Source organism: Rhodanobacter sp. Root179 (assembly GCF_001428465.1).
Taxonomy (GTDB): Bacteria; Pseudomonadota; Gammaproteobacteria; order Xanthomonadales; family Rhodanobacteraceae; genus Rhodanobacter.
On the sequence record NZ_LMHR01000072.1, the window covers coordinates 13,074 to 35,731 of the forward strand.

Below are 22,658 nucleotides of genomic sequence, written 5' to 3' on the forward strand. Positions count from 1 at the left end.
TGAAACGCCGGACCGCGCATGACACGGGGGCGTCATTTCGCTTATCGTCAGCACCTGCGCGATCCATTGTGGGTCCTGCCGCACGCCATGTTCCAGGGGTTTGGCGATGAATGAAGCCACCGATACGTCCCGAGTCGTCAGCCTGAGCCAGCGCATGGATCCGGCCAGTGAACGCGTGGGCGAATTGCTGAGTGCGGTGCGGAACATCGCCGGCAAGCACTTGCAGCAGTGGACCGGCAATGCGTTCGAGCACGTCGACGACGCCTTGTTCGACCTGGCCGAAAAGGCCGAGAACAATGCCACCCAGATGCACTATTTCGACGGCATGCGCGAGGTGCGCAAGCGCCGGCCCGCGGTGGAGCGCAGCTTCCTCGGCGCGGTAAGCCGCAACATTGCCGAGCTGGCCCATCCGCCCAAGACGGAATCGATGAACGTGCCGTCGCCGCTCGGTGGCGTAGAACTTTCGCTGGTGGCGGACAACGAACTGGAAGAATCGCTGGCAATCACCAGCATGATCGGCAAGAACGAATCGCGGCTTTCGCGCGACCTGTTCTCGGTCAACCAGCGGCTGTCGGTCATCTGCGGCGGCCACAAGGTGGACGATGCAGGCAATCCGGTGGGGCCGGCCGTGCTGGCGCAAGCCTTCCGGCAGGCCCTGCACGAACTCAGCGCCGACATGCGCGTCAAGCTGATCATCTACAAGCTGTTCGATCGCTACGTGCTGTCCTGCCTCGAAGAGCTTTACCAGGACATCAACACCGAGCTGGTGCGCGCCGGCGTGTTGCCGCAACTGCGCCACGAGATCACCCGCGGCGGCGCCAAGTCGGGGGCGTCGAGCGCGCTGGCCGGAGGCGCGGATTCCGCCAACGGTGGCGCCGACGAAGCCGGCGATATTCCGAGCGACCTGCTGCAGACCCTGCATGCCCTGTTCAGCGCGCGGCGCCCGCACGCCGGCGTCGGCCTGGGCGCGGCGAGCCTGCCCAGCGGCCCGCTGCCGTCGGCCAACGAGTTGCTCGGTGCATTGAGCGTGCTGCAGAGCCAGATCGCGACCGCCGGTCCACTGCCGCATGCGCAGCCGGATGATGCCGCGGAACTGAGCCGCGAGGTGCTGCAGCTGAAGGGCCAGTTGCTGACCCAGCTCGGCGCCCTGCGTGGCGAGAAGCCCAGCCACGTCGCCACCATCGATGAAGACACCATCGACCTGGTCGGCATGCTGTTCGAATTCATCCTGGAAGACCGCAACCTGCCTGCCGCGATGCAGGTGATGCTGGCGCGCCTGCAGATCCCCTACCTCAAGGCGGCGATCCTCGACCGCAAGCTGTTCGCCCATCGCCAGCATCCTGCGCGGCGGCTGCTCGATTGCCTGGCCGAGCAGGCCAAGGGCTGGTCGCAGGAATCCGACCGCGACCAGCGCCTGCACGACAAGGTGAAATGGATCGTCGACCAGTTGCTGCACGATTTCGACGATGACATGGGCATCTTCGACCGCCTGCTGGTCGATCTGCAGCAGTTCCAGGATGCCAACAAGCGACGCTCCGAACTGGCCGAGCAGCGCGTGGCCGAGTCCACCCGCGGCCGCGAAAAGCTCGAGCAGGCGCGCCGCCGCGCCGCCCGCGAGATCCTCGACCGCATCGGCGAGAACAAGTTGCCGCCGCTGGTGCACGGTGTGCTGGCGCGGGCCTGGGCCAACCACCTGGTGCTCACCCTGTTGCGCGAGGGCGAGGATTCGCCCGCCTTCAAGAGCGCCCTGCGCTTCATCGACGAATTCATCGCCAGCACGCGCACGCCACACGATGTCCAGAGCCAGCAGGTGCTGCGCCAGATGCTTCCGGGCATCGAGCGGGCGTTGCGGCAGGGCCTGGCCAACGTAGCGTTCCAGGAACAGGACGTGGAGCGCCTGCTGGCGCAACTGCACACGTACTACCGTCAACAACTGGGCGAAGCGCTCGGTCCGGCCGAGGTCGTCACCGTCGAGGAAGACGCTGCGATGCTGGCGATCCCCGACAACATCCAGCCGATCGTCGAAAGCCGCAATTCGCAGCAGGACGAACTGGAGGAAGAGGTCGCCGAGGTTCCGCTGGACAGCCCGGAATGGCATCAGGTGCTGGCGCTGCAACCCGGCACCTGGCTGGAGTTCTGCCTGCCCGACGAGGCCATGACCCGCGCCAAGCTGTCCTGGATCAGCCCGATGAGCGGCCGCTACCTGTTCGTCAACCGGCGTGGCCTGAAAGTGGCCGACTACTCGCCGCAGGAGCTGACCGGGCTGATGACCGATGGCCACGCCCGCGTGCTCGCCGCGAACGCGCTGTTCGACCGGGCGATGAGCGCGATCGTGGGCAAGCTCAGCCAGCCCGACCACCCGGCCCCCGCAGATACCACCACCGAATGACCCAGCCGTCGCCGCTCACGCCACCTGCCGCCGATCAGATTGCCCTGGATATCGAACGTGCCCTCGCCGAGGATCTCGGTGCAGGCGACGCGACGGCGGACCTTCTTCCCGTCGATGCCCAGGCCCATGCGGTCCTGACCTGCCGCGACGATGCCGTGATCGCCGGCACGGCCTGGTTCGACGCCTGTTTCCGCCGCATGGACCCCGCAGTGCGGATCGACTGGCAGGTCCGTGATGGTGAGCGCGTGGCGCCGGGCACGGTGATCTGCCGGCTTTCCGGCCATGCCCGCTCGCTGGTCACCGCCGAACGTTCGGCGCTGAACTTCCTGCAGCTGCTTTCCGCCACCGCCACCCTCACCGCAAGCTACGTGGCAGCGGTGGCCGGCACCGGCACGCGCGTGCTGGATACCCGCAAGACCATCCCGGGCCTGCGGATCGCCCAGAAATACGCGGTGCGGTGCGGCGGTGGCCACAACCATCGCATCGGGCTGTACGACGCGATCCTGATCAAGGAAAACCACATCATCGCCGCCGGCAGCATTGCCGCCGCCGTCGCGGCGGCGCGCCGCTCGCACTCCAGCCTGCTGCTGGAGATCGAGGTGGAGAATCTCGACGAGCTGGAGCTGGCCCTCGAGGCCGGCGTGGACCGCGTCATGCTGGACAACTTCACGCTGGCGGACATGCATGAAGCGGTGAGCCGTACCGCCGGACGGGTGGCGCTGGAGGTCTCCGGCAACGTCGACCTGGGGACGATCGGCGAATACGCCCGCACCGGCGTGGACTTCATCTCGGTCGGCGCGCTGACCAAGCACGTGCACGCCGTCGACCTGTCGCTGCGCCTGCAACTGGGCTGACCGGAGCGCCGGCCGGGGCCATCGGCTCCGGCGGCTTGCACTGGGTCGGCGGCACCCACACACTGAAGGCATGAGCGACGTCTTCAACCTCCTGCTGCTGCTTGGCCTTGTCGCCATCGTGGCCGCGTGGCTTAAGCTCAGCACTGCCCGCGAGCGGGCGGTGCTGGAGGCCCGGCGCCAGTGCGAGCAACACGGCCTGCAACTGCTCGATGAAACGGTCGGGCTGCGCGCCCTGCGGCTGCGCCGGGTCGATGGCCTGCTGCGGGTCGAACGCTGCTACGGTTTCGAGGTGAGCATCGATGGCCACGATCGCGAGCCGTGCCGACTGTGGATGCTGGGAAACAGCCTCAGCGGCCTCAGCCTCCCGGTGATCGAGCTGCTGCCCCACGAGGTCCCGGCCAACCGGACCGACAATGTGGTGCCGCTGCGTCCACGCAAGATCGACCGCCTGCACTGACCGGCGGTCACGCCGGCCCGCCGGCCCGCCGGCCCGACGGCGCGGGGCCGCGAATCCTCCGCGCTACTTCACCACCCGCAGATGCGGCGCGCTGCGCTTCGGCTTGGAACCCGCATCCTCCGCGCCGCCGGTGCCCGGCGTGCTGTCGTCCGGCTCGGGCGCGGACGGCGGCGGGTCGCCGCCCTCCTCGTCGGCGGGGAACATCATGCCCTGGCCGTTCTCCTGCGCGTACAGCGCCAGCACGGCCAGCACCGGGATCTGGATGGACTGGCTGACACCGGAGAAACGCGCCTGGAAGCTGATCCAGTCATTGCCCAGGTCGAGGTTCGCCACCGCCCGCATCGCCAGGTTCAGCACGACCTGGCCGTTCTTGATCACCTGCGGCGGCACCCGCACGCCGGCAAACGTCGCATCCACCAGGATGTAGGGGGTCAGTTCGTTGTCGCTGATCCAGTCGTAGATCGCCCGCAGCAGATACGGCCGATTGGACGTCATTGGCACTACTTCATTCTTGCTCATGGTCCTGCCGCATCGCCTTTTCCTGATCGGTCATGCTGCGCGCAAAACCCTGACTGTGAAACAACCGCTCGCCGTAATCGATCAGCGGCTTGCCTTCCCTGCCCAGATCCACGCCCAGCCACGGCAGTCGCCAGATGACCGGCGCCACCAGGCAATCGGCCAGGCTCATTTCGGGATTGAGGAAGAACTTCGCCGCCTTGAACAGCGGCACGGAAGCCAGCAGGTGCTCGCGCAGGCGCTTGCGGGCCGCGTCCGCCGGCCGGCCACCGGCACGGATGATGTCGACCTCGACCAGCCAGTCCTTCTCGATGCGCACGGCCGCCACGCGCAGCCGCGCCCGCGACTGCGGATCGATCGGCATCAGCGGGGGGTGCGGGTAGCGTTCGTCGAGGTACTCGCAGACCACCGAGGTATCGAACAGGGTCAGGTCGCGATCGACCAGGGTCGGCGTGCTGGCGTAGGGATTGAGGTCGATCAGGTCCTCGGGAGGACGTGCCGGATCAACCAGGACGCGTTCGTAGCTGACCCCCTTGGCGGCAAGAACCAGCCGGGCGCGATGACATTGCACGTCATCGGCGGTGGTGTAGAGCGTCAATACGGTACGCGAGCGAGCGCTTGGGACCATGCGCAATTCCCCATCGGTGAGACGACTGCGGCGGCTCGTGGCCGCCGCAGTCGGTTGATGCCATCGGGCTTCAGTGAACGTCCTTCCAGTATTCCTTCTTCAGCATGGCTGCCAGCAAGGTGAAGAACGCCAGGAACAGCAGCACCCAGATGCCGTAATGGTGACGCTCCAGCGCCGCCGGCTCGGAGGCATATTCCAGGAACGTGGTCAGGTCGCGACTGGCCTGCTGGAACTGGGCCGGCGTCAGCTTGCCCGGCTGCGACAGCACCAGCTTCTCGACCCTGGCGTCCTCGCCCGGCTTGGCCTCGGTCATCACCGCCGTCTGCAGGCCCTGCAATTCCCACAGCGGGAACGGCATCGATGCGTTCGGGAATACCGTGTTGTTCCAGCCGACCGGACGGCTCGGGTCCAGGTAGAACGAGTTGAGGTACGCGTTGACCCAGTCCGGGCCCTTGGCGCGCACTTCCAGCGAAAGATCCGGCGGTGCCTTGCCGAACCACTTGGCCGCCATGTCCGCCGGCATGTGGGAAACCACGGGTTCACCGAACTTGGCGCCGGTGAAATTGAGGTTTTCCATCACTTCGGCTTCGGTCAACCCCAGGTCGCTGGCGATCCGCTCGTAACGCATGTACTTGAGCGAGTGGCAGCCGACGCAGTAGTTGAAGAACAGCTTGGCACCGCGCTGCAGCGAAGCCTGGTCCTGCACGTTGGTGCCGGCGGGCGGCAGGCCGCCCTCTTCCGACGCCTGCACCGAGGCACTGCCGACGATCAAACTGAACGCCAACGCCACCGGGAAGATGTATCGCTTCATTAGCAGCTGCCGCTTAGTCATGCGTCGTCACCCGTTCCGGAACCGGCTTGGTCTTTTCCCAGCCGAAGTGTGTATAGACCCAAAGGAATGCGAAGAAGCCGAAGTAGATCAGCGTCATCAGGCGACCGAACAGGTTTTCCCAGAACGTCACGTCGACATCGCCGAACCAGACCGGGATCACTTCGGCGGTGATGCCCGCGCCGACCGCACCCAGCGCGATGAACGACACCACGAACAGGCCCAGTGCCACCTTGAAGCCGGTGCCGCGGTAGCGGATCGACTTGACCTTGCCGCGGTCGAACCAGGGCAGCGCGAACAGCACCGCGATGGCGCCGAACATCGCCAGCACGCCCCACACGGCGGAGCCGAGGAAGGACGGGATCATGCGCACGATCGCGTAGAACGGGGTGAAGTACCACACCGGCTTGATGTGCGACGGGGTCGCCAGGTTGTTCGCCGGGATGAAGTTGTCGTGCTCGAGGAACCAGCCGCCGAAGGTCGGCGCAAAGAAGATGATGAAGGCGGCGATCAGCAGGAAGAAGCCCACGCCAACCAGATCCTTCACCGTGTAGTACGGGTGGAACGGGATGCCGTCGGCCGGCTTCAGCGCATCCCAGCGGTTGCCCTTGGGACCCTTCTTGATCTCCACGCCATCGGGGTTATTCGAACCCACTTCATGCAGGGCCGCGATGTGCAGCACCACCAGCAGCAGCAGCACGATCGGCAGCGCGATCACGTGCAGGGCGAAGAAGCGGTTCAAGGTGGCGTCGGCGGGCAGGAAGTCGCCCATGATCCATTCCACCAGCGTGTTGCCGATGTAGGGAATGGTGCCGAACAGCGAGATGATCACCTTGGCGCCCCAGAACGACATGTTGCCCCACGGCAGCACGTAGCCCATGAAGGCTTCCGCCATCAGCACCAGGAAGATCAGCATGCCGAGCAGCCACACCAGCTCGCGCGGCTTCTTGTACGAGCCGTACATGATGCCGCGGAACATGTGCAGGAACACCACCACGAAGAACAGCGAGGCGCCGGTGGAGTGCATGTAGCGGATCAGCCAGCCCCACTCCACGTCACGCATGATGTACTCGACCGAGTTGAAGGCTCCCGCCGCACTCGGGTTGTAGTTCATGGTGAGGAAGATGCCGGTGACGATCTGGTTGATCAGCACCAGCAGGGCGAGCGAACCGAAGTAGTACCAGAGGTTGAAGTTGTTCGGCGCGTAGTACTCGGTCATGTGCGCGCGGTACATCGGCGCCATGCCGGGTGCGCGTTCGTTGACCCAGTCACCGACTCTCGTGAATACGTTGGCCATTAGCCAGCCTCCTTCGGATCCACGCCAATCTGGATGGTGCTGTCATCGATGAAGTGATACGGCGGCACCGGCAGGTTCTTCGGCGCCGGAACGCCCTGGAACACGCGACCGGCCAGGTCATAGCGCGACTTGTGGCAGGGGCAGTAGAAACCGCCCTTCCATTCCGGATCGAACGGCTCGGGCTTGATCTCCGGCACGAAGTCCGGGACGCAGCCCAGATGCGTGCAGATGCCGATCATGACCAGCCATTCCGGCTTGATCGAGCGCGCTTCGTTCTGCGCGTACTTCGGCTGCTGGTCGGCGGAAGCGCCGTCGGACTTGGGGTCGACCAGACGCGAGTCAACCATCGGCAGGGTCGCCAGCTGGGCCTTCGTGCGGTTGAGCACGAACACCGGCAGGCTGCGCCACGATACGGTCAGCAATTGCCCCGCCTCGATCTTGGCCAACGATTGGGTAACCGGAGCGCCAGCGGCCTTGGCACGCGCGCTGGGTTCCCACGACTTGATGAAGGGCACAGCCGCCGACACGATTCCGATACCACCAACCACCGCAGTGGTTGCTGTCAGGAAACGGCGGCGGCCATGATCGACGACTTCGTTCGCCATCAGGCTCTCCGGATTACATTGCTTGCCATTGAGACACAGGCGTTTTGGTGCCTGCAAAAATCGCGTTAGTGTAGCGTCAGGCCCTGCCCCGTACAATAAACGGCATCACGGCGAAGTCCAGCCGCCACACCACTCGCCACGATCGCCGGGACCCATCCTCCGACATGAAACATGCCGCCGGCACGCTCCTGTTCATCGCCCGCTTCGCCATTCTCGGCCTGGCCATGGCCTTCGTGGTCGGCCTGTTCTGGCCGGGCAGCGGCGAACGGCTGCGTGCGCGCTTCGGGCTGACCGAACCGGCGCACGCACCGGCGACCAGCCAGCCCCGGGTCGGCAACGGTCCCGTCTCCTACGCCGACGCGGTGGCCGCCGCAGCGCCCTCAGTGGTCAACATCTACGCCAACAAGATCGTCACCGAGCAGGCCGTGCGGATGTACGACAACCCGGTGCTGCAGCAGTTGTTCGGTGGCCAGCCGACGACCTACCAGCATCGGGAACAGACGCTGGGCTCGGGGGTGATCGTCAACGCCCAGGGTTACGTGCTGACCAACAATCACGTGATCGCCCATGCGGCCGACATCCAGGTGCTGCTGTATGACGGTCGCATCGCCCAGGCCCGCCTGGTCGGCGCCGACGAGGAATCCGATCTGGCCGTGCTGAAGATCGACGCCAGCAATCCGCCGGTGATCCCGATCGCCAGCGAAGACCCGAGGCCCGGCGACGTGGTGCTGGCGATCGGCAACCCGCTCGGGCTCAACCAGACCGTGACCATGGGCATCGTCAGTGCGATCGGCCGCCAGTTGAACAGCTCCAGCGCCGAGGATTTCATCCAGACCGACGCGGCGATCAACCTGGGCAATTCCGGCGGCGCCCTGGTCAACGCCGAGGGCCAGCTGGTCGGCATCAACACCTTGCTGATCGGCAAGGCCGCCGGCGCCGAAGGCATCGGCTTCGCGATACCGGTCACCACCGCGAAGAAGGTGCTGGACCAGATCATCGCCACCGGCCACGTGGTGCGCGGCTGGCTCGGCGCCGACTATGCCTTCGTGCCGGTCGCGGCCAACAGCGGCTTGCCGGCGGCAGCCCGCGGCGCCCTGGTCACCAACGTCTATCCAGGCAGTCCGGCCGCCGTGGCCGGCATCAAGCCGCGCGACATCCTGCTGCGCATCGGCAGCGAGGACATCCTCGATCCGGCCAGCCTGCGCCGCTCCGAGGCGGCGCTCAAACCGGGCAGCGAGGTCGAGATCTCGGGCTTGCGCAACGGCAGCCCGTTCCACGTCGAGGCCACCGTGGCGCAACGACCCGCGATGGGCACGAACGCGCTGTCCAGCGACTGACGGCATCCGGCGAGAACCTTCCGGCTCAGGGCGCGGAGTTCGGTCCCCGCGCAGCCAGTGACTGGTGGATCGCCGCGCCGTAGCGCTTGCGCAAGGTCCCCACCCGCTCCACGTAGACCTGGGTCTCCGCATACGGCGGCACGCCGTTGTAGCGCTGCACGGCACCGGGGCCGGCGTTGTAGGCCGCGGCGGCCAGTCGCTCGTCGCCGTTGAAGTCACGCAGCAGCAGGCTGAGGTAACGTGCGCCGCCGCGGATGTTCTGATCGCTGTCGAACGCGTCCAGCACGCCCATGTCACCCGCCGTACCGGGCATCAGCTGCATCAGTCCCTGCGCGCCCGCGATGGACAATGCGCGTGGATTGAACGCGCTCTCCGCATGGATGATCGCGCGCAGGAACGCTTCGTCGACTCCATACTCCACGCTGGCGGCGCGAATCGTATCCGCGTACGCGGTCAGGTTGAGAGCCACGCTGCCCCAGCGCACCGTCGAATGCAGGTTGCATGCGGCGCAGGTGGCAATATAGGTGAACAGCATGGTGACGGCGCGGCCACGCGTGCCACCGACCTGGGGCAGGTTGGTGTATTCCACGCTGCCATCCGCCCGCACGATGCGGTAGACCGCACCGCGCAGCACCTTGTCAGCCGCTTGCTCGGTCGCCTTCGGCGCAGCGACGGGAGCCGGTGACTCGCGATAATTCCACTGGCCGGACATGGCTGCGGCGGGGCTTCCGATCGCGGTCGCTGCGGTGGCCACCGAGCCCTGCACGGAAGCCAGGGACACCTTGCCGGCCGGCGCGGGGCCGATCGGCGTCGCGCTGGTCTCGACCGTTCCATGCACGTCGGTCAGCGCCGCGGCTTCCACGCTGCCGTCCACCAGCTTGCGGGCGGAGGTCGTCACCGCGGAGGACACCCCGGTCAGCGACACCCGGGGCCGCGGTGCCGGCTTGCGCCGGAACGCGGGCGCAGCGTAGCTGCTGATCGCGCGGCAACCGTGATAGCCGACCTTGCTGCTGCTGTACACCGTCTCGCCGTTGGCGCCGGTGCATTGATACAGCACGCCGGCCCGGGCGGACGGCCACCACAGCAGGCCGCAGGCCAGCGCGACCCCGCAAAGGATCGTGCGTAATGGGAAGCCCCGGAGCAGTCGACCGACGCTTCCCCCATGACCTGCGACGTCGAACATGGGCGCAGTGTGCCGCCATGCGTCGCCAGCGCCAAGTCCGCGACGGCGATTTCGTGCGCCATGCAGCGTTCCGGCCCCTGGCCGACGCGTGGCCGGCACCGCGTACGGCGGCACCGGGCTGCCGGCCGACAAGCCGCAAGTGCTTGATCCGGCATGGCGAATTACTGGCAGGCGGGCGCTCGCGCGGGTAAACTGCACGGCTAACACGACGGCACCTCGTGCCTCACGAACCACGGTATCCCCAGTCATGAGCGGCAACCCGACGCCTCCAAAACTCTTCATCAAGACCCACGGTTGCCAGATGAACGAGTACGACTCGGCCAAGATGGCCGACGTGCTGAAGGCGTCGCACGGCATGGAGCTGACCCAGGACGAATCCGAGGCGGACGTGATCCTGATCAACACCTGCTCGATCCGCGAGAAGGCGCAGGAAAAGGTGTTCAGCCAGCTCGGCCGCTGGAAGCAGCACAAGAAGGACGGCAAGCCGGTGCTGATCGGCGTCGGTGGCTGCGTGGCGAGCCAGGAAGGCGACGCCATCGTCAAGCGCGCGCCGTACGTCGACCTGGTGTTCGGCCCGCAGACCCTGCACCGCCTGCCCCAGCTGATCGAACAGCAACGCGCCAGCGGCAAGCCGCAGGTCGACATCAGCTTCCCCGAGATCGAGAAGTTCGACCGCCTGCCCGAGCCACGCGCCGAAGGCCCGACTGCCTTCGTCTCGATCATGGAAGGCTGCTCGAAATACTGCAGCTACTGCGTGGTGCCGTACACCCGCGGCGAGGAACTCAGCCGTCCATTCGACGACGTGATCGTCGAGGTGGCCAAGCTCGCCGCCCAGGGCGTGCGCGAAGTGAACCTGCTCGGCCAGAACGTCAACGCGTATCGCGGCGCCACCTTCGATGGCGGCATCGCCGACCTGGCGGTACTGATCCACGCGATCGCCCAGATCGACGGCATCGGCCGCATCCGCTTCACCACCTCGCATCCGCTGGAGTTCTCCGACTCGCTGATCGAGGCCTACGCCAACGTGCCGCAGCTGGCCAACTACCTGCACCTGCCGGTGCAGGCCGGCTCCGACCGCATTCTCTCCGCGATGAAGCGCGGCTACACCGCGCTGGAGTTCAAGCAGAAGATCCGCAAGCTGCGCGCGGTGCGGCCGGACATCTGCGTGTCGTCGGATTTCATCGTGGGCTTCCCCGGCGAGACTGCCGAGGATTTCGAGAAGACCATGAAGCTGATCGACGACATCGGCTTCGACCAGAGCTTCTCCTTCATCTTCTCCTCTCGTCCGGGCACGCCGGCAGCAAACCTCGCCGACGACACGCCGGCCAGTGAAAAGCATGAGCGCCTGTCCCGTCTGCAAGCCGCGATCAACGCGAATGCGAAAGCGATCAGCCAGGCGATGGTCGGCAGCGTGCAGCGCGTGCTGGTCGAAAAGCCCAGCACCCGCGACGCCAGCGAACTGACCGGCCGCACCGAGAACATGCGCTTCGTCAACTTCCCCGGCCATCCGCGCCTGATCGGCCAGTTCGTCGACGTGGAGATCACCGAGGCGATGAGCAATTCGCTGCGCGGGCGGGTAAAGCTGGCCGACGAAGTCGCCGCACTGGCGTCATGAGCGAGCTGGTGATCCGGGAAATCGGCGCGGACGAGTTCGTGCGCGTGTGGCCGTTCTTCCAGGCGATCGCCGCCGGTGGCGATACCTACGCCTATCCGCGCGACATCACCCTCGAACAGGCCCGCTCCATGTGGACCACGCCTCCGGCACGCTGTTTCGTGGCCGAACGCGACGGCCAGGCACTAGGCTGTTACCGGCTGGCGCCCAACCAGATGGGTCCTGGCGACCACGTGGCCAACGGCAGCTACATGGTGGCGCCGCAAGCGCGCGGCCAGGGCGTGGCGTCGGCTTTGTGCGAGCACTCGCTGGAACAGGCGCGCCAGGCCGGCTTCAGCGCGATGCAGTTCAATGCCGTGGTGGCCAGCAACACCACCGCCGTGCGGCTGTGGCAACGCCACGGCTTCAGCATCGTCGGCCAGGTGCCCGGTGCGTTCCGTCACGCGCAGCTCGGCCCCACCGATCTCTACGTGATGCATCGAACCCTGTAGCCGGCGGGCGACGAAGCGGCTCAATCCAGCCGTTTGCGGAAACGCAGGATCGCCAGCGTCATCATCACCAGGGTAAACGTCGCCAACGCGAGCACGTCGCCCCACATCTCCCACAGCCCCGCGCCACGCAACATCACGCCGCGGATCAGCCGCAGGAAATGGGTCAGCGGCAGCAGCTCGGCGATCCACTGCACCAGCTTCGGCATGCCGGCGAACGGGAACATGAAACCGGACAGCAGGATCGACGGCAGGAACACGAAGATCATCATCTGCATCGCCTGAAACTGCGACTGCGCGCGAGTGGAGATCAGCAGGCCCAAGGTAAGGTTGGCAAGGATCAGCAGGCTCGATGCCAGGTACACGTCGAGCAGGCTCCCGCGGATCGGCACGTCGAACAGCCACATGCCCAGCGCCAGCACCACGCTGGTCTGCACCAGGCCGATCGCCACGTAGGGCAGCACCTTGCCGACCATCAGTTCGGAACGGGTCAGCGGCGTGGCGATCAGCAGCTCCATGTTGCCGCGCTCGCGTTCGCGCACGATCGCGATGGCGGTGAACAGCACCATCGTCATGGTCAGGATCACGCCGATCAGGCCCGGCACGATGTTGACCGCGGAGCGGCGCTGCGGGTTGTAGAACGCGACCACGCTGATCCGTCCGCCCGCCGGCGTGCTGGTCATCGGCGCACGCGTATCCGGCATGGCACTGTCGATCGGCACCTGCGCCAGTTGCGCTGCGGCGCCCTGCACCGCCGTGTCGCTGCCGTCGACCAGCACCTGCGCCAGCTCGCGCCCATCGATGCGGCGACGCTCGAAGTCCGGCGGCACCACGATGCCGATGCTGATCTTTCCGCCCCGGATCATCGCCATCAATTCCTGCGGCGTGTCCGCTTTCGCGACCGGTGCGACCACGCCAGTCGCCAGCATGTCCATCACCAGTGCCCGCGAGCCGGCGGTGTTGGCCTGGTCGGCGATGCCGGTGGCCAGCCCGCGCAGGTTGGTGTTGATCGCGTAGCCGAACAGCACCAGTTGGATCACCGGGATGCCCACGATCATCGCCAGCGTGACGCGGTCGCGACGCATCTGGCGCAGCTCCTTGATCACGATCGCCCACAGCCGGCGCCAGTTCATGCGGCGCGCTCCTCGTCCGCATCGCCCTTGCGCGTGGCGGCAACGAACACGTCTTCGAGGTTGGGTGGCGCCGGCGCCACCTCGGCCTTCGACCCGGCGGCCGCCAGTGCCTCGTCCATGCGCTGCGTCGCGTCGCCGGCGTCTTCGGCAATCAGCACGCGCAAGGTGTTGCCGACCTGGGCCACGCCGAGCACGCCCGGCACGTCGACCAGCGCGCGCTGGGCTGCCCGCGGGTCGGCCGTGTCGACAACGAAGGTGCGTCCATCCAGCTCGGCGTTGAGTTCGCCCGGCGTGCCGTCGGCGACCAGCACACCGCGATCGAGGATCGCCAGCCGATGGCAGCGCTCGGCCTCGTCCATTAGATGTGTGGACACCAGCAAGGTAGTACCGATGTCGGCCAGCTCGAACAACTTTTCCCAGAAGTCGCGGCGCGATTCGGGATCGACCGCGCTGGTCGGCTCGTCCAGGAACAGCAACTCCGGCTCGTGGATCACCGCGCAGGCCAGCGCGAGGCGCTGCTTCTGGCCACCGCTCATGCTGCCGGCGAGCTGCTGCTGGCGATCGCCGAAGTGGTATTGCTCGATCAGCTCGTCGATGCGGGCTTTCGTCTTCGCCTTCGGCACGCCCTGGATCGCGGCCAGGAATTCCAGGTTCTCGCGCACACTGAGGTCCTCGAACAACGAGAACTTCTGCGTCATGTAGCCGATGTGCGGACGCAGCTCGTCGGCCTGCGCGGGGATCTTCAGGCCGAGCACCTCGATCTCGCCGTCGGTCGGCTTCAGGAGGCCGCATAGCATGCGGATCGTGGTCGACTTGCCTGAACCGTTCGGGCCGAGGAAGCCATAGACACGCTTCGCCGGCACTTCGAGGTCGACGTGATCGACCGCCACCAGCTTGCCGAAGCGCCTGGTCAGGCCACGCGCACGGATCGCCACGCTGTCGGCATCGGTGGTCATTTCGCGGACTCGTGGAACTCGACGCGCACCGGCAGACCGGCGGGGAGCTGGGCCGCATCCGCACCCAGCGTCACTTCAGCCAGATAGCTCAGCCGTGCTGCGTCGTCGCCGATCAGCGCGTAGTACGGGGTGAAGTCCGGCTCGCTGCGGATCATCCGCACCTTGCCGGCATACGGCTGTTCGCGGCCGCTCACGAAGACCCGGATCGCGTCGCCGACGTGCACGCCGGCACGCTGCTGCACCGGCACGTAGATGCGCGCATACGGCGCATCGCCGGCCAGCAGGAGCGCCACCGGCGCACCCACCGGCGCCTGGTCGCCCAGCTTGTACGGCAGGCTGTCGATTCGCCCGGCGAGCGGCGCCACGATGGCCAGCTTGCCCAGCAGCACCTGCTGCGCATCGACTTGCGCCTGCGCCGCCGCCACCGCGGCCTGCGCCTGCGCGAGCTGCTCGGGGCGCGTGCCGTGCAGCAGTTCGTCCAGCGCCGCGCGTGCGGCGGCCACCTGGCCGTCGGCGTTGCCGGCCGCGGCGCGGGCGCGATCCAGGTCGGCCGCGGCCACGTAGTTCTGGCCCTTCAGCGGAAGCAGGCGGTTGTAGTACGCGCGGGCTTCGCGCGCCTGGGCCTGCGCCGCCGCCAGGTTCGCCCGCGCCTTGGCGATGTCCTCGCTGCGCGGTCCGGTCTGGAGTTCGACCAGTACCTCGCGCTGCTGCTGCAGCTGGGCCTCGGCGGCCGCGAGCTGGGTGCGGGTATGCGCGGGGTCCAGTTGCAGCAGCGGCTGGCCCGTCTTGACCTGCTCGCCCTCGCGCACGTCGACCGCCACGATGCGTTCGGCGGCTGGTGCCGGCAGCGTGATGCGGTCGAATTCGAGCGTGCCCAGCGCCTGCGGCGCCTGTTTCCCGCAAGCGGCGGTGATGACGAGCAGCAAGGCCACCAGCGAGCGGCAAATCACGGCTGCGATCTTCATGCGGTTTCTCCCGGTTCTGCCGTACCAATACCGTGTCCGAGCAAGGCCAGTGTGTGCCTGAGCATGACCTCGGCTCCCAGCTCTTCGGCGCCGAACGCGCGTCGCCAGATCGGCGCACCCGCGGCGGGGAACAGGGTGAGTCCGACCAGCGAGACGACCAGCAGGCGCGGGTCCAGCGCCGCATTCAGCCGTCCATTCGCCTGCGCCGCCGCGAAGCGTTGCGCCAGCAACTGCGGCACGCCCGGTACGCCCTGGGTGAACAGCACTTCGCGCAGCGCACCGCCTTCGCACAGCACCTCGCGCACCCACAGCGGCGGCAGCCACGGATGGTGCACGACCAGTTCGCCGGTGCCGCGCACGAAACCCTCGATCAGTGCGGCAGGATCGTCCCCGGCATGTTCAAGTTGCGTGCGCAGCGGCGCCAGCGCCGGCAGCAGACGCTCGTCGATCAGCGCCTGCTGCAGTCGCGCCTTGTCGCCGAAGTAGTAATGCAGCATCGCCGGTGTGACGCCGGCCTCGGTGGCGATCGCCCGCAGCGAGGTGGCGGCGATCCCGGTGCGCGCGAACTGCGCGATCGCCGCATCCAGCAGGCGCCGGCGCAGGTCCTGATCGTCACCGCTGGGTCGTCCGGCACGGCGACCCGCTTTTGCGCGCTTGTTCGAAGTGGCCATGCACGCAAATTAATTCATCAATTAATTATTTGCAAATTGCCTGTCATGTGGGCTTTCGGCAATGGCCCTTCCGGCAGCGGCGCGCTACTCTCGCGCCCCTATGAGCGAACTCAACCAGCGCGACTTCACCCTCGACCCCGAAGACAACGCCCGCCTCGCCAACCTGTGCGGGCCGTTCGACGAGCACCTGCGCCAGATCGAACTGCGCCTCGGCGTGGAGATCAACCACCGCGGCAGCATCTTTCAGGTGATCGGCGCGGACGACCCGGCCAGGGCCACCGAGAAAGTGCTGCGTGCGCTGTATGCCGGCACCGAGGACGAGGCGCTGACCGGCGCGAAGATCAACCTGCACCTGGCCGAATCCGGCGTCGATGCGATCGCCGAAGCGGACGCCGGGGAAGCGCAGGAAGTGGTGATCAAGGTCAAGCGCGGCGTGATCAAGGGCCGCGGCCCGAACCAGGCGCGCTACCTGCACGCGATCGCCAGCCACGACATCAACTTCGGCGTGGGCCCGGCCGGCACCGGCAAGACCTATCTCGCCGTGGCCAGCGCGGTCGAGGCGCTGGAGGCGAACCGGGTGCAGCGGCTGATCCTGGTGCGCCCGGCGGTCGAGGCCGGCGAGAAGCTGGGCTTCCTGCCCGGCGACCTGTCGCAGAAGGTCGACCCCTACCTGCGCCCGCTGTACGACGCGCTGTACGAGATGCTCGGCTTCGAGAAGGTGGCCAAGCTGATCGAGCGCAACGTGATCGAGATCGCGCCGCTGGCCTACATGCGTGGTCGCACGCTCAACGATTCCTATGTGATCCTCGACGAGGCGCAGAACACCACGGTCGAGCAGATGAAGATGTTCCTGACCCGGATCGGTTTTGGCACGGTGGCGGTGATCACCGGCGACGTCACCCAGGTCGACCTGCCGCGCCAGACTCGCTCCGGCCTGCGCCAGGCGATCGAGGTGCTGCGTGGCGTCAGCGGCATCAGCTTCACCTTCTTCACCTCGCGCGACGTGGTGCGCCATCCGCTGGTGGCGAAGATCGTACGGGCGTACGAGGCGTTCGAGCAGAAGGACGAGGGCGGCGAATGAGCGCACCGGTGACCCTCGCCATCGGCTACGCCGTACCGCGCGCCGGCTTGCCCGCGTCGGCCAGTTTCCGCCGCTGGGTGGAGGCGGCGCTGCGTGGCGCCAGACGTCGCAAGAGCGTCGAGCTGGCGATCCGCATCGTCGACGCTGACGAAGGCCGCGCGCTCAATCGCGATTACCGCGGCAAGGATTACGCCACCAACGTGCTGTCGTTCCCCGCCGAACTGCCGCCTGGCATGAACCTGCCGCTGATCGGCGACCTGGCGATCTGCGCGCCGGTGGTGCTGCGCGAGGCCGCCGAACAGAGCAAGGCACCGCGCGACCACTGGGCCCACCTCACCGTCCACGGTGTGCTGCACCTGCTCGGCTACGACCACCTCGTGGACGCCGAAGCCGAGGCGATGGAAGCGCTGGAAACCCGCATCCTGGCCGGCCTCGGCATCGCCGACCCCTACGCCTGACGTGCTTGCTCCCTCCCCTGCAAAGCAGGGGAGGGCCGGGGTGAGGTTCGCTCTTGATCTTCCCCGCCCCCGGAGCAACCCCCTCACCTGAAGGACTCCCTCCGGTCGCCAACCTCCTCCTGCACACAGGGGGAGGAGCAACAGTGCCCTGAACCGTCACGATTTTTCCGCTAGAATCGAGCTTCCGCCCGTTTTCGGGCAGAATCCCAACGAGTGATGAGCGACGACCCCGGCAGTACCAGCGGCCCGGCCCACCGAACCTGGTGGGATCGACTGGGCCACATGTTTTCCGGCGAGCCACGCAACCGCGACGAACTGATCGAGGAGTTGCGTTCCGCCCAGACCAACGGACTGCTGTCCGTGAACACCCTCACCATGGTCGAGGGTGCGATCAAGGTCACCGAACTCAGCGTTGACGACGTGATGGTGCCGCGCGCGCAGATCGTGATGCTGGCGGCCGAGTCACCGCTGCCCGACATCCTCGCCGCCGTGGTCGAATCCGGCCACTCGCGTTTCCCGGTGCACGGCGAGGACAAGGACGAAATCCTCGGCATCCTGCTGGCCAAGGACCTGTTGAAGTATTTCGGCGCCGCCGAACACTTCGACATCCGCGCGATCCTGCGCCCGGCCGTGCTTATCCCCGAGTCGATGCGGCTGAACGTGTTGCTGGAAGAATTCCGCCTGAGCCGCAACCACATGGCGCTGGTGGTCAACGAATACGGCGGCGTCGCCGGCCTGGTCACCATCGAGGACGTGCTCGAGCAGATCGTCGGCGAGATCGACGACGAGCACGACGACGAGGAAGAACCGGAGCTGATGCACGAGCAGCCCGGCGGCGACTGGCTGGTCAGCGCCTTGACGCCGATCGAGGATTTCAACGAACAGACCGGCGCCGACTTCTCCGACGAGGAGTACGACACCGTGGGCGGCATGGTCACCTCCGAGTTCGGCCACCTGCCCGAGGTCGGCGAGGAAGTCAGCATCGGCGACTACCTGTTCCACGTTACCGAGGCCGACGATCGACGGGTGCAGGGCTTCCGCGTGGTGCGCCAGTAGACTCCATCACGCCCGCTGCGCGGGGCCGGATCACCGGGCCCGCCACTCCCGCAGCACCACGACAAGGTTGAACCCATGCGACAAACCGGTCTCGCGTTCCTGCTCCTCGCCCTGTGGTTGGCCATCGCGCCGGCGCATGCCAGCGTGGCCAACGCGCCGGGAGCGAACCTCGAAGTGTCGCTGATCACCTATGGCCCGGGTGAAACCTACTGGGAGCGCTTCGGCCACGATGCCATCGAGGTGCGCGACACGGTCTCCGGCGAAGCGGTCAGCTTCAACTACGGCGTATTCGACTTCAACGAGGCCAACTTCTTCGTCAACTTCGCCCGCGGCCGCATGCACTACCTGATGGATGCGGCGCCGACCAGCCTCGACGAAAGCTATTACGTCGAGGCCGGCCGCTCGATCACTCGCCAGCCGCTGGCGCTCGACGCGAACCAGGCCGCTGCGCTGCGCGACTTCCTGTTGTGGAACCTGCGCCCGGAGAACGCGGGCTACAACTACGACTACTACGCGGACAACTGCACTACCCGCGTGCGCGATGCGCTGAACCAGGCGCTGGGCGGCATCGTGGCCACGCAGATGAAATCACGCGCCGGCGGCATGACTTACCGCCAGCAGACCGATCGCCTGATGAGCGGCCAGCCATGGCTGATGCTGGTACTGGACCTGGGCCTGGGGCCGTATGCCGACCAGCCGCTCGATGCATGGCGGGAAAGCTTCCTGCCCGAAGTGCTGCAGTCGCAACTGCGCGAGGTGAAGGTGGACGACGGCCACGGCGGCCTGCATCCGCTGGTGATCGGCGAACAACTGGTTTCGGCAAACCGGCTCGAAGTGCCGCCGACCGTGCCGCCCGACCTGCGCCTGCCCCTGGCGCTGGCCGGGCTGTTGCTGGCGGCGCTGCTCGTGCTGGGCCGTCGCCACTGGCCCACTAGCTACGCCCTGCTCGGCACGATCTACCTCGTTGCCGCGGGCCTGGTCGGCATCGTGCTGCTGGCGCTGTGGACGCTGACCAGCCATCACTCGGCCTGGGCCAACGCCAATCTGCTGCTGTTCAATCCGCTGGCCTTCCTGTTGCTGTCGACGCTGTGGCGCGCGCGCCGCGGCCTGGCAGCCTCGCGCTTCATCGATGGCGTGATCGCGATCCAGCTGCTGGCCTGCATGGTCGCGGTGCTGCTGCACCTGCTGCCCGGCACCGTGCAGCAGAACCAGCCGTGGCTGCTGTTCGCGCTGCCGGCCTGGCTCGCCCTGGCCTGGAGCCTGCGCCACCGCCGCTGATCCGCGTTGCCCCACCGGCGGACGGGGGGCATCATGCACGGCATGAATCCGACTTCGCCTCCAGCAGACTCCGTGGCGCGCACCGACCAGCCCATGGTGGTGAACTGCATCGCCTATCGCCAGGACGGCAGCCGCATCGGCGACGTCACGCTGGATGCGATCAGCGATGTACTGGCCGAACCGGACACCTTCGTCTGGGTCGGCCTGCACGAACCGGACGAAGCCCTGCTGCTGAAGATCCAGGACGAATTCGGCCTGCACGACCTGGCCATCGAAGACGCCCATGCCGCGCATCAGCGCACCAAGATCGAGGCCTATGGCGACTCGCTGTTCCTGGTGGTGCAGACCGCCCAGCTGATCGATGGCCAGCTGGCGTTCGGCGAAACGCACATCTTCTTCGGCCCGCGTTACCTGGTCACCGTGCGCCACGGGGCCTCGCTGTCGTATGCGCCGGCCCGACGCACCTGCGAACACACCCCCGAGCTGCTGGCCAACGGCCCCAGCTACGGACTCTACGGCGTGCTCGACTTCATCGTCGACAACCTGCTGCCGATCGTGCGCGACTTCCGCGAAGAGGTGCAGCAGCTGGAGCACGACATCTTCGGCGAGACCTTCAAGAGCAGCACGATCCGCCGGCTGTACGACATGCAGCGCGACCTGATGACGCTGCGGCTGGCAGTGGCGCCGCTGCAGGACATCGTGCAACAGCTGATCCGGCTGTATCCGAACCTGATCCCCGAGGAACTGCGCGCCTATTTCCGCGACGTCTATGACCACGCCTTCCGCGTCAACGAGGCGATCAGCGCGATGCGCGAAATGCTCACCGCGGCGATCAACGTCAACCTGTCGCTGGTCAGCCTGCGCCAGAACGAGGTGATGAAGAAACTTGCCGGCTGGGCCGCGATGCTGGCCGCGCCCACCCTGCTCACCAGCTGGTACGGCATGAACTTCACCCACATGCCCGAACTCAGCCGCCCGTGGGCGTATCCGGCGATGATCGTGCTGATGGGCTGCATCGTGGGCGGCATCTACGTGGGGCTGAAACGCGCACGCTGGCTGTAGCGGCCGGTCGCGAACCGGCAGGCTGTTGTCGATCCGGCGCCGAACCGCCAACATGACGCAAGCTTCCAGCATGGCGCCGCGACTGATGACCCACCCCACCGACCGCATCCCCGCCGACGCCAGCGCGCCGGTGGAAACCCTCTACGAGGGACGCTGGCTGAGCCTGCGCAAGCGCGGCCGCTGGGAGTATGCCGAGCGCAACAATCCCGGCGGCGCGGTGATCATCCTGGCCGTGACGCCCGAGGACAAGGTGCTGTTCGTCGCGCAGTACCGCGTGTCGATCCTGCAGAACACCATCGAGATGCCGGCAGGCCTGGTCGGCGACCTGCCCGGCCAGGACGACGAGGACATCCTGCTGGCGGCGCAGCGCGAGCTGGAGGAAGAAACCGGCTATCGCTGCGAACGCGTGGAATTCATCCACCAGGGGCCGTCGTCCTCGGGCATGAGCACCGAGATGATCGCATTCGCCCGCGCCTGGGACCTGCACAGGGTCGGCCCCGGTGGCGGCGACGAAAGCGAGAACATCGTGGTGCACGAGGTACCACGCAGCGTAGCGGGCGCGTGGCTGTTTGCCCGCGCCGCGGAAGGCTATTCCATCGATCCCAAGCTGTTCGCGGGGCTGTGGTTCATCGAACACGGCGGGCGGCCCGGGGCCGCCGGCGCCTGAGCGGAAACCTTCAGTCGCGCCCGGTCCTCAACAGCGGCCCGCGCAAACGCCAGACCGCAATGCCCAGGCCCACCAGCGACACCGCCAGCCAGCCGCCCATCGCCTGCGTATCGCCCAGCCAGAGCACGGCGGCCACCACGCCCACCACCAGCACGCCCAGGCTCAGCGCCAGCAGCGGATCGCGCTGCTCGCGATGGGCCGACAACAGCGCGAACGCACCCAGCGACGCCAGCAGCACGGAAAGGATCCGCCACGTCCAGATGAACTCCGGCGGCACCGGCAGGTCCGGAAAGATGTCCAGCACCGGCACGTCGCCCAGCTGCACCACGTAACCCTTGCCGTCGGCCGCGTCGGCGGCCGCCTCCAGCCGGTCGCCATCGATGCGCCCGACCACGGTCAGCTGCTGCAGCGGCACCTCGTTCCAGCTCACCCGCACATCGCCAAGCCGCGGATCGCCGGGGTGCGCGCTGGTGACCAGGTAGTTCTGGTACCGCGAGAAGCTGGCCGCGAGATTTTCCGGCAGCACGGTGGCATCGGGTGTCACCTGGACGATGCCGGGCATCGCGTGCAGCAGCACCGGGTCCAGCTTGAATCCGCCCAGTTGCACCAGGCCCGCATCGAACTGCTTGCCATCGATCGGGAAGCCGACCGGATTCGCGTGTCCCTTCGGCTCGACGAAGTGACCGGCGTCGAGCAGGTGATCGACCCAGTCGAGCTCGTAGTGCACGCTGTCGCCCACCCGGATCTCGCGCCACTGGAACATCTCCACGTGACGCACCAGCACCGGCGTGCTCACCCGCAGGTTGAAGTCCGGATCATGCGGCGCCTCGACCACCCGCGGCGTGCCGACCAGGCGGGCCATGGTGCCGTGCTGGCCAGCTTCCGGCCGTGCGTTCTCGCCCAAGTCGATCACCTCGCCGCCATGTGCGCTGGCGGCGACCCGGTAATCCTGCAGGCCACGCGCCGTGGTCGCCATCAGTCCGATGCCCGCGAACACCAGCAGCGCGCCGACGACGTTCAACGCCAGCGCACGCAGCGAAATCCCCTTGCGCAAATCCATCAACCTGCTCCGATCGTGCCCGGCGGCAAAATGCCCGCGGCCATGACCGCATCATGCAGCATTCGGGGAAAGTAGC

Annotated in this window: 22 protein-coding genes and 1 pseudogene; 12 read left to right on the forward strand and 11 right to left on the reverse strand. The window is 67.0% G+C overall.

Annotated features, from left to right (window positions below; genetic code table 11):
- Positions 1 to 106: 106 nt before the first annotated feature.
- The 3 genes from ASD82_RS08000 (at position 107) to ASD82_RS08010 (ending at position 3,700) form a co-directional block, all read left to right on the forward strand.
- Positions 107 to 2,389 carry a DUF1631 domain-containing protein gene (locus ASD82_RS08000; RefSeq protein ID WP_056717348.1) on the forward strand — a complete coding sequence of 761 codons (2,283 nt, stop codon included), beginning with the start codon at positions 107 to 109 and terminating at the stop codon, positions 2,387 to 2,389.
- Complete coding sequence (gene nadC / locus ASD82_RS08005; protein ID WP_056717307.1) at positions 2,386 to 3,243, forward strand: carboxylating nicotinate-nucleotide diphosphorylase; 858 nt, start codon at positions 2,386 to 2,388, stop codon at positions 3,241 to 3,243. The genes ASD82_RS08000 and nadC overlap by 4 nt, the downstream gene beginning before the upstream one ends.
- 70 nt (positions 3,244 to 3,313) lie before the next feature.
- Positions 3,314 to 3,700, forward strand: coding sequence for a DUF3301 domain-containing protein (locus tag ASD82_RS08010; RefSeq protein ID WP_056717308.1), 387 nt, complete (start codon positions 3,314 to 3,316; stop codon positions 3,698 to 3,700).
- A 63-nt stretch (positions 3,701 to 3,763) separates the two neighbouring features.
- On the opposite strand, the gene ASD82_RS08015 is transcribed toward ASD82_RS08010, so the two are convergent.
- The 5 genes from ASD82_RS08015 to petA form a co-directional block, all read right to left on the reverse strand.
- Entirely contained in the window at positions 3,764 to 4,219 is a 456-nt protein-coding gene (locus ASD82_RS08015; RefSeq protein WP_056717309.1) for a ClpXP protease specificity-enhancing factor, read from the reverse strand.
- Entirely contained in the window at positions 4,206 to 4,844 is a 639-nt protein-coding gene (locus tag ASD82_RS08020) for a glutathione S-transferase N-terminal domain-containing protein (protein ID WP_007807971.1), read from the reverse strand. Before ASD82_RS08020 ends, ASD82_RS08015 begins: the two co-directional genes overlap by 14 nt.
- Before the next feature lie 70 nt (positions 4,845 to 4,914).
- Positions 4,915 to 5,655: a cytochrome c1 gene (locus tag ASD82_RS08025; protein WP_056717310.1), complete on the reverse strand. Its 741-nt coding sequence runs from the start codon at positions 5,653 to 5,655 to the stop codon at positions 4,915 to 4,917.
- A 13-nt stretch (positions 5,656 to 5,668) separates the two neighbouring features.
- Positions 5,669 to 6,970 (reverse strand): cytochrome bc complex cytochrome b subunit, encoded by a 1,302-nt coding sequence (locus ASD82_RS08030; protein WP_056717311.1) that lies wholly within the window; start codon positions 6,968 to 6,970, stop codon positions 5,669 to 5,671.
- Positions 6,970 to 7,575, reverse strand: coding sequence for a ubiquinol-cytochrome c reductase iron-sulfur subunit (gene petA, locus ASD82_RS08035; protein ID WP_007807968.1), 606 nt, complete (start codon positions 7,573 to 7,575; stop codon positions 6,970 to 6,972). Before petA ends, ASD82_RS08030 begins: the two co-directional genes overlap by 1 nt.
- 164 nt (positions 7,576 to 7,739) lie before the next feature.
- On the opposite strand from petA, the gene ASD82_RS08040 reads away from it, so the two are divergent.
- Positions 7,740 to 8,912 (forward strand): trypsin-like peptidase domain-containing protein, encoded by a 1,173-nt coding sequence (locus ASD82_RS08040; RefSeq protein ID WP_056717312.1) that lies wholly within the window; start codon positions 7,740 to 7,742, stop codon positions 8,910 to 8,912.
- Between the two features lie 25 nt (positions 8,913 to 8,937).
- On the opposite strand, the gene ASD82_RS08045 is transcribed toward ASD82_RS08040, so the two are convergent.
- Complete coding sequence (locus ASD82_RS08045; protein WP_056717313.1) at positions 8,938 to 10,095, reverse strand: lytic transglycosylase domain-containing protein; 1,158 nt, start codon at positions 10,093 to 10,095, stop codon at positions 8,938 to 8,940.
- A gap of 271 nt (positions 10,096 to 10,366) precedes the next feature.
- Between ASD82_RS08045 and miaB the strand changes: the two are divergent.
- Positions 10,367 to 11,710 (forward strand): annotated as a pseudogene (miaB, locus tag ASD82_RS08050) (tRNA (N6-isopentenyl adenosine(37)-C2)-methylthiotransferase MiaB); the annotation flags it as partial.
- Complete coding sequence (locus ASD82_RS08055) at positions 11,707 to 12,198, forward strand: GNAT family N-acetyltransferase (protein ID WP_056717315.1); 492 nt, start codon at positions 11,707 to 11,709, stop codon at positions 12,196 to 12,198. The pseudogene miaB and the gene ASD82_RS08055, both read left to right, overlap by 4 nt.
- 20 nt (positions 12,199 to 12,218) lie before the next feature.
- On the opposite strand, the gene ASD82_RS08060 is transcribed toward ASD82_RS08055, so the two are convergent.
- From ASD82_RS08060 to ASD82_RS08075, 4 genes are read right to left on the reverse strand one after another with little or no spacing between them, the layout of a single operon-like run.
- Positions 12,219 to 13,328: an ABC transporter permease gene (locus tag ASD82_RS08060; protein ID WP_056717316.1), complete on the reverse strand. Its 1,110-nt coding sequence runs from the start codon at positions 13,326 to 13,328 to the stop codon at positions 12,219 to 12,221.
- The gene (locus ASD82_RS08065; protein ID WP_056717317.1) at positions 13,325 to 14,284 is read right to left on the reverse strand and encodes an ABC transporter ATP-binding protein; all 960 of its coding nucleotides are present in this window, start codon (positions 14,282 to 14,284) and stop codon (positions 13,325 to 13,327) included. The genes ASD82_RS08060 and ASD82_RS08065 overlap by 4 nt, the downstream gene beginning before the upstream one ends.
- The gene (locus ASD82_RS08070) at positions 14,281 to 15,249 is read right to left on the reverse strand and encodes an HlyD family efflux transporter periplasmic adaptor subunit (RefSeq protein ID WP_056717318.1); all 969 of its coding nucleotides are present in this window, start codon (positions 15,247 to 15,249) and stop codon (positions 14,281 to 14,283) included. Before ASD82_RS08070 ends, ASD82_RS08065 begins: the two co-directional genes overlap by 4 nt.
- The gene (locus tag ASD82_RS08075) at positions 15,246 to 15,920 is read right to left on the reverse strand and encodes a TetR/AcrR family transcriptional regulator (protein ID WP_056717319.1); all 675 of its coding nucleotides are present in this window, start codon (positions 15,918 to 15,920) and stop codon (positions 15,246 to 15,248) included. Before ASD82_RS08075 ends, ASD82_RS08070 begins: the two co-directional genes overlap by 4 nt.
- 100 nt (positions 15,921 to 16,020) lie before the next feature.
- Here ASD82_RS08075 and ASD82_RS08080 point away from each other — a divergent pair, with 100 nt between their 5' ends.
- The 6 genes from ASD82_RS08080 to ASD82_RS08105 all read left to right on the forward strand — a co-directional run bounded on the left by ASD82_RS08080 (position 16,021) and on the right by ASD82_RS08105 (position 21,522).
- Positions 16,021 to 17,001: a PhoH family protein gene (locus ASD82_RS08080; RefSeq protein ID WP_056717320.1), complete on the forward strand. Its 981-nt coding sequence runs from the start codon at positions 16,021 to 16,023 to the stop codon at positions 16,999 to 17,001.
- The gene (gene ybeY / locus ASD82_RS08085; RefSeq protein WP_056717321.1) at positions 16,998 to 17,459 is read left to right on the forward strand and encodes an rRNA maturation RNase YbeY; all 462 of its coding nucleotides are present in this window, start codon (positions 16,998 to 17,000) and stop codon (positions 17,457 to 17,459) included. The genes ASD82_RS08080 and ybeY overlap by 4 nt, the downstream gene beginning before the upstream one ends.
- Positions 17,460 to 17,675: 216 nt before the next feature.
- Positions 17,676 to 18,515, forward strand: a complete 840-nt coding sequence (locus ASD82_RS08090; RefSeq protein WP_056717322.1) for a transporter associated domain-containing protein — start codon at positions 17,676 to 17,678, stop codon at positions 18,513 to 18,515.
- A 75-nt stretch (positions 18,516 to 18,590) separates the two neighbouring features.
- Complete coding sequence (locus ASD82_RS08095) at positions 18,591 to 19,793, forward strand: DUF4105 domain-containing protein (protein WP_056717323.1); 1,203 nt, start codon at positions 18,591 to 18,593, stop codon at positions 19,791 to 19,793.
- 33 nt (positions 19,794 to 19,826) lie between these two features.
- Positions 19,827 to 20,855 carry a magnesium and cobalt transport protein CorA gene (locus tag ASD82_RS08100; RefSeq protein ID WP_082542796.1) on the forward strand — a complete coding sequence of 343 codons (1,029 nt, stop codon included), beginning with the start codon at positions 19,827 to 19,829 and terminating at the stop codon, positions 20,853 to 20,855.
- Positions 20,856 to 20,907: 52 nt separating this feature from the next.
- The gene (locus tag ASD82_RS08105) at positions 20,908 to 21,522 is read left to right on the forward strand and encodes an NUDIX hydrolase (protein WP_200950252.1); all 615 of its coding nucleotides are present in this window, start codon (positions 20,908 to 20,910) and stop codon (positions 21,520 to 21,522) included.
- A gap of 10 nt (positions 21,523 to 21,532) precedes the next feature.
- Here the strand turns inward: ASD82_RS08105 and ASD82_RS08110 are convergent, their stop codons facing one another.
- Positions 21,533 to 22,582: a TMEM43 family protein gene (locus ASD82_RS08110; RefSeq protein WP_056717325.1), complete on the reverse strand. Its 1,050-nt coding sequence runs from the start codon at positions 22,580 to 22,582 to the stop codon at positions 21,533 to 21,535.
- Positions 22,583 to 22,658: the final 76 nt, after the last annotated feature.